This window comes from Synechococcus sp. H55.2 (assembly GCF_047462495.1).
Lineage (GTDB): Bacteria > Cyanobacteriota > Cyanobacteriia > Thermostichales > Thermostichaceae > Thermostichus.
In genome coordinates, this window is the sequence record NZ_JANSJH010000029.1 from 1 (window position 1) to 11623 (window position 11623).

General features: G+C 62.1%; 11 protein-coding genes. 10 read left to right on the forward strand and 1 reads right to left on the reverse strand.

Annotated elements, in window-relative coordinates; all coding sequences use genetic code 11:
* Positions 1–100 precede the first annotated feature (100 nt).
* A complete protein-coding gene (gene cas6 / locus NW844_RS05385; protein WP_414334133.1) occupies positions 101–1252 on the reverse strand; it encodes a CRISPR-associated endoribonuclease Cas6 in 1152 nt (383 codons plus the stop codon).
* A gap of 420 nt (positions 1253–1672) precedes the next feature.
* On the opposite strand from cas6, the gene cas10 reads away from it, so the two are divergent.
* The 10 genes from cas10 (at position 1673) to NW844_RS05435 (ending at position 11569) form a co-directional block, all read left to right on the forward strand.
* Positions 1673–3967: a type III-B CRISPR-associated protein Cas10/Cmr2 gene (gene cas10, locus NW844_RS05390; RefSeq protein WP_414334134.1), complete on the forward strand. Its 2295-nt coding sequence runs from the start codon at positions 1673–1675 to the stop codon at positions 3965–3967.
* Positions 3967–4680 (forward strand): RAMP superfamily CRISPR-associated protein, encoded by a 714-nt coding sequence (locus tag NW844_RS05395; RefSeq protein WP_414334135.1) that lies wholly within the window; start codon positions 3967–3969, stop codon positions 4678–4680. Before cas10 ends, NW844_RS05395 begins: the two co-directional genes overlap by 1 nt.
* On the forward strand, positions 4680–5903 hold the full coding sequence (csx10, locus tag NW844_RS05400) for a CRISPR-associated RAMP protein Csx10 (RefSeq protein ID WP_414334136.1): 1224 nt from the start codon (positions 4680–4682) through the stop codon (positions 5901–5903). Before NW844_RS05395 ends, csx10 begins: the two co-directional genes overlap by 1 nt.
* Positions 5900–6346, forward strand: coding sequence for a hypothetical protein (locus NW844_RS05405; RefSeq protein WP_414334138.1), 447 nt, complete (start codon positions 5900–5902; stop codon positions 6344–6346). The genes csx10 and NW844_RS05405 overlap by 4 nt, the downstream gene beginning before the upstream one ends.
* A 131-nt stretch (positions 6347–6477) precedes the next feature.
* A complete protein-coding gene (csx7, locus tag NW844_RS05410) occupies positions 6478–7320 on the forward strand; it encodes a CRISPR-associated RAMP protein Csx7 (protein ID WP_414334139.1) in 843 nt (280 codons plus the stop codon).
* A 54-nt stretch (positions 7321–7374) separates the two neighbouring features.
* On the forward strand, positions 7375–8349 hold the full coding sequence (locus NW844_RS05415) for an RAMP superfamily CRISPR-associated protein (protein ID WP_414334140.1): 975 nt from the start codon (positions 7375–7377) through the stop codon (positions 8347–8349).
* Positions 8346–8822, forward strand: a complete 477-nt coding sequence (locus NW844_RS05420) for a hypothetical protein (protein ID WP_414334141.1) — start codon at positions 8346–8348, stop codon at positions 8820–8822. Before NW844_RS05415 ends, NW844_RS05420 begins: the two co-directional genes overlap by 4 nt.
* Before the next feature lie 89 nt (positions 8823–8911).
* Positions 8912–9892 carry an RAMP superfamily CRISPR-associated protein gene (locus NW844_RS05425; protein ID WP_414334142.1) on the forward strand — a complete coding sequence of 327 codons (981 nt, stop codon included), beginning with the start codon at positions 8912–8914 and terminating at the stop codon, positions 9890–9892.
* A 10-nt stretch (positions 9893–9902) separates the two neighbouring features.
* Positions 9903–10619, forward strand: coding sequence for a hypothetical protein (locus tag NW844_RS05430; protein WP_414334143.1), 717 nt, complete (start codon positions 9903–9905; stop codon positions 10617–10619).
* A 53-nt stretch (positions 10620–10672) separates the two neighbouring features.
* Complete coding sequence (locus NW844_RS05435) at positions 10673–11569, forward strand: putative CRISPR-associated protein (protein WP_414334144.1); 897 nt, start codon at positions 10673–10675, stop codon at positions 11567–11569.
* Positions 11570–11623 lie beyond the last annotated feature (54 nt).

Genomic DNA, 11623 nt, shown 5'->3' on the forward strand with positions numbered 1-11623 from the left:
GTTGATCCCTACCTTTTCCCCGCAAGGGGACGGAAACTAGGCACCTTGGGCAAAGACAGTCTCAGGGCTTACGGCTTTTTCCGACTTCTAGGCGGGATCCTTATCGAGCAGATGAGGGATCCATCGTGTCGGGTGCAGAATGGAGAGCTCGCCGGGCCAGTTTGACATAGGTCTTCACCGTCTCGTAGGGCATCTCCAGGTCGGCGGCAATCTGCTGCAAGCTCTCTCCTAGCTCTCGTCGGGCCAAGATTGTTGCCCAAAGTTGGGCCGTCTTTTCGGCGCGGGATCCCCCTTGGCGTTGCCGCTGACTGAGGAAGAGGGCGCTCAGCTCCTCGATGCGCCGGGCCAGTTGCTCTTCCCGGCAAAGGACGGGGGTGGCGGGCAGCTCTTCGGCCAGCCAACCGAGGCGGGTTTGCCCCAGCCCAAAGGGGGTTTTGTGGCCGGTGCCGCAGTAGGGGGCGAAGTGGATCAGGGCCTGGAGCTGCTGCTGCAACAGTTCAGACGCGCGGGAGGAGACCGCCAACTGTACACAGCCAACGAAGCCCGTCACGGATCCCTGGCGCCCGGCGGTGGTTTTAACCGATTCCAGCCGGTGCCGCTGGATGACCACTTCCCCATCCACCCAATCCAGAAAAGGCTCCACCTCGATGGGCAGGCCGGAAAAATCGTTCCAACGGCGCAAATAGCTGTGGAACAGGTTGCGAGGCACCGGCAGCGGCAAATGGTGGCCGCGGTGGCGAAAGCTGGTGGGCGAGATGAAAGAGAGGCTCCAGGAGCGATGGACAAGGGGCTGCTCCAGCAGTTGACGGTAGGTGCGCGGGGGGATCGAGATCTTCCATCCCAGGATTTGCAGCGGGGATCCGCGCAACTCCAGCCAGGGGGGCAGCCGTCGGCACCATTCCCGCAGCCACTCCACCACTTGGGGGTTGAGGGCGGTGATCGACCAGCGGAAGGGGATCTGGGGCGGGATCAGCAGTCGCCCACTCTGCTCGCGGAAGGGCCCCATCAGCCGGGAGAGGGTGAAGGGTTTTTCCGATTCTCCGTCGTGCAAATAGGCAGATAGCTGCGGATCCATCTGCTGCACCTCGCCCAAAAACCAGGCGTGCAGCCCTTTAGCGTAGTGGGGATCCAACAGGTAGGGCTGAGGGGCCTGCACTTCCAGGGTGATCCCCACCAGCTCGGATCCCGCCGGCCACTTGCCGCTTTCTGCTCCGGCGATGGGTGGCTCTGAAAAACTCAACTTGGTCAGCATAGGCCCAGCCAATTTTTGCTCATCCCCAGTCAATAGCAGCCCCTATCCAAAATCAACCCAGAGCCACTTTTCCTTTGAGAGGATTTGAGAAGGGATCCCTTCCAATTTGCTTTACCTTTAAATCGCTGGCTGGGCCAACCGAAAAAAGTCTTGAATCTGTTGGCAATGGATCTAAATCGGCCTATACTGTCTCCCAGTCTGGAACTGCAAAATGCAACCATCAGTCACTGCTGTCGCCTCTCTCTGTCGGCTGCGATTCTCTGCCCGCGTGGCTGCTATGGCCGACGCCGTCTTTTTGAAGCGCCTTTGGTTTTTATGAAGGATTTGTGAAGTTCAAGGATCGCCCCAGTCAAAAGTCGGGTTCGGATTTGCCCGCAGGCACAGAAGCTGCGTTCTATTCTTTTTTGCCAGGTGTTGTCCATGACCGCTACCTCCTCTACCTCCCCCGTGCCCATCGCCTTGGCCTGGTGCCTGGCTTGGGGAGAAGGGCGGGATCCCCAATTCCCCTTGCCGATTCTGCAGCAGATGTGCGCAGCCATCCGCACCGACGACGCAGCCGGGATCCCGGAAGCGCTGCAACCTCTTTGGGCGCAGGTGCGCCAATTTCAGGAGAGCGTGGCGGCCACAACCTTTCCCAAAACCTTGGCAGAGCTGCAATCGCGCTATCCGGAGCTGTGGCGGCAGACCACCCGCATCGGCTTGGTTTACGGGGGGGCCACCAAGATCAAGGGCTACGTTTTCGAGTCCGCCAAACTGCCGGAAATCCGCGGCGCCTCGGCCCTGTTGGATCGCATTAACCTGGTGGATCTGCCCGCCTTCTTCGGGGATCCTGAGCAAACCTACTTGGGGTGGGAAGCCTTGGGGAAGGAGTCTCAAGCAGAGCTAAGGGACTACGTGAACCGGCGGATCCGGCCCTGGCTGCAGCAGCACTACCCGGCTTTGGCGCAGGCTCTTATTCCGGAGCTCCTCATCTACTCCACCGGCGGCAACCTCTTGGCCTTCTGTCCGGCGGCCTATGTGGACGACCTCTGCGAGGCCATTGAGCGCCGCTACACCGAAGAAACCCTCACCGCCAACGCCTGTGCCGTGGGATCCGCCTTTCGGCTGCTGGAGCTGCGCTACGGCCTGCTGCGGGATCCCATCGAACGCACCCCTTGGCTGGACTGGTTGGCCCAACACCAGGCCCACCCCCTGGTGAGGGCCTACTTTGGAGATGGCAGCGAAGCCAGCTTCCAGACCCGCAAAAGTTTCAACGAGCTGGTGGGCCACCTGGCTGCCCGCTTCCAGCACCGCCGCAACGGCAATCCGGATCCCGGTCGTCCCAGCCGCGCCCATCCTGCCTTTTTTGAAACCCACCCCTACCTGCGCCGCGACAGCACCGACCGCCGCCCGGCCCTGGCCAAAGCCGACCTGCCAGGTCAGCCCTGGCTCTCGGAGGCCACGGCCCGCAAAGCGCTGGTGGGCCGCCAGGCCAAGCGCCTGGAGACAGGCCAGCAGGGGTGGTTCCGCAAATTCCCCAATTGGGATCCCGGCTTTGTGGAAAGCTGGGTAACGCGATTTGCCCGCTTCCTCGACTCTCCCGCCGGCGAGCCCTACCGGGAGCGCTATTTGCAGCCCTACAGGGGATCCGGCCCCGGCGAGGCGCAATCGCTGCGGGAAGTGGCCAACGCCAGCCAGGGCTTTGTGGCCTACCTCTACGCCGACGGCAACAATATGGGCGGCTACGTGCAGCAGATCCAAACCCCAGAGGCCTACCGGCAATTTAGCCACGACGTTTCCGAGGCCACGGAACAAGCCGTTTACCGCGCCCTTGCCCAGCACCTGCAGGCGCACCGGCTGCGGGGCCTGCCGCCGGATCCAGAAACCGGCAGAGACCGCAACGGCGAGTGGATCCACCCCTTCGAGATCCTGACCATCGGCGGGGACGATGTGCTGATGGTGGTGCCGGCCCACAAGGCTCTGGAGATCGCCGCCACCTTTTGTGAGCAATTCGAGCAGATCCTGCTGGCCAAATCGGCCACCTACGCCGCTCGCTCCCTCGGCCAGGTGCCGCACCGCTACCCGGCCGACAGCCCAGACCAGCTCTGCCGGCTCTCCACCTCGGCAGGCGTGCTGTTTGCCTCGGAAGACACCCCCATCTACTATGCCGAAAGGCTGACCGAACAACTGTTGAAATCTGCCAAAAGCCGCGCCAAAAAGCTGAAGCCCCGCGACCAAGACTTCTCGGTGGCCACCATCGACTTTCTCTCTTTGAAATCGGTGACTTTGATCGCCTCCAGCATCCAGGATTTTCGCCAGCAGGCCCTGGAGATCCGCCAGAACGGCCACCTCCTCAAGCTCTACGCCGGCCCCTACACCGTCCCGGAGATCCGCGGGCTGCTGAGAACGGTGCAAGCTTTGCAGGCGGCGGATTTTCCCCGCTCCCAGCTCTACCAAATCCGCAGCTTTTTGGAAAAAGGCAAGCGCACCGCCACCCTCAACTACCTCTACTTCCGCACCCGGCTGGGCCAAAAAGGGCAGCCGCTGATCGAGGCCTTTGAACGCACCTGGTGCAAGGCCAAAACCAACGACGGCCACCTCCCCCCCTGGATGTACGTGGCGGCGGAGGGGGAACCCACCTACGAGACCATCTGGCGAGATCTGGTGGATCTGTACGCTTTTGTGCAAAAACAGCCCCAGGTCGAGGGCCGGCCCGTTCCTGTGGAGGTGAAGTGATGGTTCGGCTGGCAGAGCTGCCCCAAACGAGCACCTCTATCCCTTTGAAGGCCACCCTCGCCTCGGCCCTGGCGGTGGGATCCGGCGGCTCCAGCGGCTCCCTGGCGGACAAGCCCCTGCTCAAGGATGCCTACGGCAGGCTGCTCATCCCCGGCTCCCAGTTGAAGGGAAGGCTGCGCCACGAGTGCGAAAAGCTGGCCCGCGGCCTCGGCTGGGCCATTTGCCGCTCCCCCGACCCCGATCGCATGTGTCCCAAGCGGGAGGGGAGCGACGGCCACTTCGACCGTCCTGAATACCAGGTCGAGGGCTACGCCGGATCCCATTGCCTGGTCTGCCAGATCTTCGGCAATCCGGCCCTGCCTTCCCGCCTCTGGGTAGAGGATCTTGTCTGTGAGGTGCCGCCGACGGCGCTGGAACTGGCCCTCCGCCCAGGAGTCACCCTCAACCGCCGCCGCCGCACCGCCGAGGATCAGCGGCTCTACCTCATCGAGACCTCGCCGGCAGCCGAGCTGATCTTCTCCGGATCCCTGCAGCTTTTGCCCGACTGCCCTCCCTGGGGCAAGGCCCTGCTGCGGGCGGCCCTGCACCACATTGGGGCGCTGGGGGGCAGCAAATCTGCAGGCTTGGGTTGGTTGCACTGGGATCCCCAGTCTCTAGCTGCCCTGCAGCCCAATGATGCAGATTGGGCCTTTTTGGCCGGAGGAGGGAGCTGATGGAGGCCATTGAACTCACGCTCACTGCCGAGTCTCCCCTGGCCATCGGTCGGCAAAAGCCGGGCGGCTCCATCAGCGAGGCCCAGGACTTCATTCCCGGCAGCGTGATCCGGGGGGCCTTGGCCGACCTCCTGCTCCGCCAAAGCCGGCGCCGCCCCGGCGAGGCCCTGACAGGAGATCTGGCTGCCCTGTTCACGGAGACCCGTCCGGCGGTGTTTACCCATGCCTATCCGGGATCCGGCAGCCGGGTTTTGCCGGCCACGGCCTTCAGCTCCAAAAACAACCCCGGCTTCCGCTCAGAGGCGGGCAAAACGGGGGTGTTCGACACACTGCTGGATCGCTTCTGCTCGCAGCGGCTGGGGATCCCCTTTGATCCGGCAGAGCCGGATGGCTCCGGAGGCAGGGTGGAGCCCTTCGGCGGCTTTTACAGCCAGGAGGGGGGATCCCGCTACCGAAGGGTGGCCGTGTCCAAGCGCCTGCTCACGCGGGTGGGGATCAACCGCCGCCGCGCCACCGCCGCCGACCAGATCCTCTACAGCCTGGAGGTGATCAACGAGGGCCGGGCTGGGCGAGATGGGAGCTTGCAGCCTTCCCTCTTCAGCGGCCACATCTATCTGCAGGATCGCGAGCTGGCAGCAGCCCTCGCCGGCTACCTCAACACCCACGCCCGCCGTTTGTCCTTGGGAGGGGGGGTGTCGCGGGGGCTGGGCCGGGTCAGCCTCGCCGCTCGACACCTGAGGAACCCGAAGCCCTCCCTGGCTGAGCGGGTGACAGCCTTTAACCAAAAGCTGCAGCAGCGCTGGAAACAATGGCAGGTGTTTGGGGATCCCTGGCAGCCCTTGCCGCCGGAGCGGCAGTACTTCTCCATCGGGCTGCAGTCGGGGGCCATCCTCAAGGAACGCTGGCAGCGCACCACTGTGCTCACGCCGTCAATGCTCCAGGAAGAGGCCAACTGTGAGGACAGATCCCTGGTCTTGGAGCTGGCCTGCAGCAGCTACGCCTATGTTTCCGGCTGGAACGCCGCCTGGGGGCTTTTTAAAGATGTAGAGCTGGTTACAACCCAGGGCAGCGTCTTCCTGCTGAGCACCACGCAAATGGAGCGCTGGATCTCGATTTTGGCGGAGATGGAATACTGGGGCATCGGCGAGCGAACCGCGGAAGGATTTGGCCAAATTGAAGTCTGTAGTCTGTTCCATCATCATTTCTGGGAGAACCCGCTATGACCTTCGCCACCAGCGAGAGCAAACTGGAGCAAAAACAGGAACTTGAGATCCAGCGGCACATTCGGCTGGCCGAAGATGAGCTGGTCGCCAGAATCCAAACTGCCTTGGATAACTTTAAAGATCTGGACAAATTGGAAGAGGCCCAGTACCGCAATTTGTTGCATGTGGCAGCTTCCACCGAAAGCTCAGAGGTGATCAAGAACTTCTTGCGCTACCAGATGGGGCGAGACGAAAAGTGGGGTCGGGGCAAGAACTCCTTGGCCGAAGCCATCATCAAAGACATCGACAACTGGATCCATCAAAAGGCCCTCGCCATTGCCAGGGAGGCCGGCGTTGAGAAAACATCCCCCAAAGTCAACGAGATCAAAATCGACTTGATCCGGCGTTACCTAGGCTATGGGGCGCGCTACCTCAAGTACAAGCGAGAAGGGGGAGGATCTTAAGCCATGACCAGTTGTGCCCTTGAGGGTGTCGTCTCAACCTTTCGGCTCAGCCAGTTGAAAATCATCCCCATCCTGTTTGCCGAAGCCGCAGTGGAGCCTTAACTTCAGCCTTAACCTGATTTGAGGGAACGATGTTCGACGTTTTCAAAAACCGCTTGGAGATCACCGGCACGCTCACCACCGTGACTGCCCTGCACATCGGGGTGGGCCGCTCCACCGAGCCCATCGGCTCCGATCTGCCGGTTCTCAAGGACGCGCTGGGCCGCCCGCTCATCCCCGGCTCCAGCCTCAAGGGGGCGCTGCGCTCCCGCCTGGAGAGTTTTTTGCGCGGCATCGATCCGGCGCTGGCCAGGGATCCCAGCGAGTTGACCAGTAGCGAGCAAGTCCGGTTGGTCAACCAAATTAAGAACACCTACAAAGACGACGACGCAACCCTGACGCAAAAGCTGATCGAGGCCACCGACTGGGTCTCGCAGGCGTTTGGATCCCCTTGGCTGGCGGGCAAGGTGCAGATCCGCGATTTGCCGGTGGTGCGGGAAGCCTGGTTTGGCCAGTACCAAGAGCGGGATGGTGTGGCCATCGATCGGGATACGGAGACGGCGGCAGAGGGCAAGCTCTACGACTTTCAAGTGGTGCCGGCCAACACCCCCTTTCAGTTCCATGCCGTTGTCGAAAATGCCGAAGCATGGGAGCTGGGCCTGCTGGCCATCGGCTTGCACCAATTGGAAACGGAGCAGATCCCCTTGGGAGGGGGGCGCTCCCGCGGCTTGGGGGTCGTCCGCCTGGAGATCGGGGCGGTCTATTGGTTTGACTCAGAAGGGGATCCGCGGCGGCTGCTGACCTATCTGCAAGAGCTGGTGGCCGGAGAGCGGCACCCCCTCAGCCCGGAAGAGGCTGCTGCCTTGCGCCAAGACTGGGTGGAAGCCCTGGTTGCCAAACTAACCGCTGTCGCTCCCGTCGGCCCCCGCAGCTAGCGCAAGGGCTGGGCGAAAACCCTCTTGTTCCTCTTCAGTGAAGGATCCCAGGCCATGCACAAGCGCTACGTTAACCACTGCACCCTCTGCCTCACCCTCAAGCCGGATGGCCCTGTGCTCATCAAAGCGGGCAAACAAGGGGCGGATCCGACAAAACCCGATATGGAGTTTGTGGAAACCTATCGCGGCGGCGGGCGGACAGTCTATTTTCCCGGCAGCTCCCTCAAAGGGGCCATTCGCGCCCACGCCGAGCGCATTGTCCGAACGGTGGGCGGCGACAGACGGCCTGAGGGGAACAAGTTGCAACTCTGGGCCAGCGATCCCCTCGACCAAAAGGCCAACCAGTGGCTGGAAAAAATTGCCGAGTCCCACCGAGTTTACGCCCTCTCTTCTTTTACGGACCAGATGTTTGGCAACACGGCCATCGCCAGCCGGGTGCGCATCGAGGATGCCTATCCCAAGCCGGGGACACCTCTGCGGCTGGAGGAACGCAACGGGGTGGCCATCGATCGCGTCTTCGGGTCGGTGGCGGTGGGGCCGTTTAGCTACCAAGTCTGTGTCGAGGGATCCTTTCAAACCAAGATTCACCTGAAAAACTTTACCCTGGCGCAACTGGGCCTGCTGGGGCTGGTGCTGCGGGATCTGGACGAAGGATGGTTTGGGATCGGCTTTGCCAAATCCCGCGGCATGGGCCGCGTTCGGGTGGAGTACGAGTGGGCGACGGTGGACTACCCGGGCTGCCTGGTGGAGGAGGGGAGCCAGGAGCTACGGCTGCTGGGATCCCAGCTTGCCTGGCCAAGGGGATCCCTGCTGGGGGCGGGCGAGTTTCTCAGTCCAGAAGAGGCGGGCAAATACGGCTTTGCCAAACCCGATCGCCAGTTAGTGCCGGTGGGGGCGGAGCCGATGCCCTTGGGCTTTGGGGCGCGGCTGACCTGGGAGCAAACGTCTGAGGCCAAGGTGGAGCACCTGCTGGCCGCCGCCGTTAAAAGTTGGGCTCAGCTCTTGCAAACGGAGGCCAAAGCGGTATGAAACCAGCCTACGTAGCCGCCTACAAGGTTCAGGATCTGGCCGCTTGCAACGGCGGGACGGCGTCCTCGCTTTCCGAGATCCTCTCGGCCTGTTTTGCCGCCGCCGAAGAAACCTACACCTTTTTGCGCTGGCCCCACCGCGTCAGCGGCATTCAGGTGGGGATCCCGCCAGATCTGGTCTGTCAAGAGGGACAAGTCTTCTGCCAACAACGGGAGTTGCGCTGGAAAAGCACCCCCCGCGGCTGGGATCTGCTGTATCTGGGGATCCAACCTCCTCCCGACTTCTTTGTGCCGCTGGCCGGGGAGTGGCAGGGGGAGGATCGCGAGGCCGACCTGTACGGATCCCAAAGTCCGGAAACCCGCTTCCCCCAAGGTCTCAGCTATCCGAGGTCTCTCAAGCTGGGCCAGCGCTACTTTCGCGATGGGCGCACCGCCCGCGTTCACTTTGTTGCTCTCATCCCGAGGTCAAGATGACTCCCCAAGGCCCCCGACCCTTGCCCGCCCATTCTGCTTCTGCCAGAACGCCCGCCGGCAGCCGAGACCGGGGTGGAGGTGAGCAGGCCATGGCTCCCAAGCCCTACGAGCTGATCCCCTTTCCCCAGCAGCCCCCCAAGCTGGAGCGGCCCGCTGGCCACGCCAAGTTCCATCCCGACAAGTTGCACGGCACCCTCTTTCTCACCCTGACGGTGCAGACCGCTCTCCACATTTCCACCGGCCACCTGGCCTTGGGCAGCGACGTCGGCGTCAACGGGATCCCGGTGCTCAAAACCATGACCACCACCCCCGACGGGCGGCTCAAGATCCAGGGCAGCTCCCTCAAGGGGGCCATCCGGGCCATGTACGAGGCGATCACCAACAGCACCCTTGCAGTGATCACCAGCCGCTACAAAAATCAGATCCCGCCGGAGCGGCAACCCTGCCGCCAGAAGGAGCGGCTGTGTCCTGCCAGCCGCGTTTTTGGCGCCCTCAACTGGCAGGGGCTGGTGGAGTTCAGGGATGCCGTTGCCACTGGCACCGGCTCCGGCGGCGGATCCCTGCCCCCGCTGTACCGTCCCCGCCCCGACCAGCGCAGAGCCTACTTTGAAAACGGCAAGGCGGTTGGGCGCAAGTTTTATTACACGCACCGCAGGGCTTTGCAGGGCCATCAAAAGGGGACGCCCACCCAGCAGGCGGTGCAAAATACGGTTTTCAAAACCCAGATCCACTTCAAAAACCTCACTCCTGCCGAGCTGGGCACCTTGTTCACGGTGTTGGGTCAGGATCCCGCGCATCCGCTGCTGCTGAAGGTGGGGGGCGGCAAGCCTGTAGGACTGGGATCCCTGCAGGTCAGCCTGGACAAGATCGAGCGGCCCCGCAACTTGAAAGAGCGCTACAGCCGCTACGATCCCCCACAAGCCGATACCCTAGAAGGAGAAGGCCTCAAAGCCTTTGTGCAAAAGCAGATCCAAGCTGCCCAGGGCTACATCCTGCCCGATCAGCTTCGGCAGTTGGCCGCCATCCTGAGCCCCACCCATCTGCGCGAGCCGCCCACCACCGCCTACTGAGGGTGCCTCTATGCTGTCAGCTCCGGTCGATCTCAGCCCCCAATCTTGGGATCTTGCCCACGGCATCGCCATGACTTTGGCGAAGGAAAGGGTAGATGTCAACGAATTGAGCAAGTGCCTCGCCTACCTCCGCTCGGTGGCCCATCTCCCCGACGCGGGATCCCGTTTCTTCCGATTCACCGGCGAGCTGGTGCGAGAAACTGGCCTCCACCGCAGCAACGAAACCCCACGCTACTACCGACTCATCGACCAAACCTGTAAAAGGTACTTGCAACCTCTGCAGGATAGGCCGGCTGAGATGCTGCAGATCCTGGGCTGGGCCGCCCGCCTGGCCCGCTACTACAAAGATGGGGGAGTGCCGATCGGCGAGATCCCGTCCCCTCCCGATCCCAATGGCGGTCGTCCGACCCATTCCCGCGGCGGCGAGGCCAAGCCCCAGCCAGAGGCACTGCGGCCCAAAGAGCAACCTGAACAAAAGCAGGCTCAGCCCCAAGTTGAAAATGCAGCAGCTTCTACCAAGGCCCGCTTCAAAATTGGGCAACACCTCAAGGCCAGCATCACCAATATCAAGGGCAACGAAGTGACCTTCCAAATCGTGGATACGGATATCAAGCTCACCCAAAAAGAGCCGAAACAGGCCGGATCCCTGGCGGTGGGGCAAGAAGTGGAGGTAGAGGTGCTCGACTTAAGGGGAGATGGCAGAGTTCGCAAAGTAAAGCTGCTCTGATCGCGAAAGGGGACGGAGCCCCTAAAAACTTCGAGAAAGTTAGGGGATAACCCATGCAGACCATCCTCATGACCGTGGGCACCTCTTTGCTCACCAACCCGGACAAAGACCTGCAGCCGCAACGCCCTTGGGTCGGCCAAAAAACCATCGGGGATCCAGAACGGGCCTTGGCCTGGATGAAAAAGACAGAACTGGAGCTGATCAGCGCCGAAACCAACACCTACTACCGGCTGGATCCCACTCCCCAGGATGCCTTGATTTTGCTTTACTCCGAAACCCCTGAGGGGCTGGAGTGTGCCCAGATTTTGAAACTCTTTTTTGAAGAAGCGCTGGGCCAACAACAGGTTTCCCTGGTGCCCCTCCCCGGCGTCAACTACGAGCTAGAGGGATCCTCCCTGGAGCGGATGGCCGAGCTGTTGCAACAGTTGGCGGAGAGCGCCAAAGGGATCGTCACCTTCGCCGCCACCGGGGGCTTCAAAGCCCAGGCCATGATCATGGCCGTGGTGGGCAGCCAATTGGGGATCCCGGTCTGCTACATCCACGAGCAATACAAATCTTTGGTGTATTTGCCCTATCTGCAACCGCAAGTCCAGCCGCGGATCCCGCGGGCGGCTCTCCCCGATTCCGGTCGAGATCGCTCCCAGGTCATCCAATTGCGGAGCGACAGCAGCCATCACCGCCCTCGCAGTTGGGTCAAGGTGGAAAAGCTCCTGCGCGACCTTCCCTGGGTGGATCTGGTTCGCTACGACTCAAATGCCTACGCTGCCCCCAAAAACGGCGTCAAAGCCGCCAACCGCAAAACCGAAGATGGCCGCCACGTTTTGTGGATCCATCTCCACGAAAGCCAGGACACCCACCTCGCCGTCCGGGTAGAGACCACCGGCTACACTCCCGACCACCTGGAGCAGGCTGCCGCCGAGTTGCGGGAGCGCTTGGGTCGTCTGCTCTGATGAATTCCACTTCCCCCGGTTACAACCCTTACCCAGATCCAGGGTCTGGTTTTG

Bases quoted from the DNA above. Each gene is read 5' to 3' on its own strand.
- cas6 (WP_414334133.1), bottom strand. From the start codon at position 1,252: ATGCTGACCAAGTTGAGTTTTTCAGAGCCACCCATCGCCGGAGCAGAA.
- cas10 (WP_414334134.1), top strand. From the start codon at position 1,673: ATGACCGCTACCTCCTCTACCTCCCCCGTGCCCATCGCCTTGGCCTGG.
- NW844_RS05395 (WP_414334135.1), top strand. From the start codon at position 3,967: ATGGTTCGGCTGGCAGAGCTGCCCCAAACGAGCACCTCTATCCCTTTG.
- csx10 (WP_414334136.1), top strand. From the start codon at position 4,680: ATGGAGGCCATTGAACTCACGCTCACTGCCGAGTCTCCCCTGGCCATC.
- NW844_RS05405 (WP_414334138.1), top strand. From the start codon at position 5,900: ATGACCTTCGCCACCAGCGAGAGCAAACTGGAGCAAAAACAGGAACTT.
- csx7 (WP_414334139.1), top strand. From the start codon at position 6,478: ATGTTCGACGTTTTCAAAAACCGCTTGGAGATCACCGGCACGCTCACC.
- NW844_RS05415 (WP_414334140.1), top strand. From the start codon at position 7,375: ATGCACAAGCGCTACGTTAACCACTGCACCCTCTGCCTCACCCTCAAG.
- NW844_RS05420 (WP_414334141.1), top strand. From the start codon at position 8,346: ATGAAACCAGCCTACGTAGCCGCCTACAAGGTTCAGGATCTGGCCGCT.
- NW844_RS05425 (WP_414334142.1), top strand. From the start codon at position 8,912: ATGGCTCCCAAGCCCTACGAGCTGATCCCCTTTCCCCAGCAGCCCCCC.
- NW844_RS05430 (WP_414334143.1), top strand. From the start codon at position 9,903: ATGCTGTCAGCTCCGGTCGATCTCAGCCCCCAATCTTGGGATCTTGCC.
- NW844_RS05435 (WP_414334144.1), top strand. From the start codon at position 10,673: ATGCAGACCATCCTCATGACCGTGGGCACCTCTTTGCTCACCAACCCG.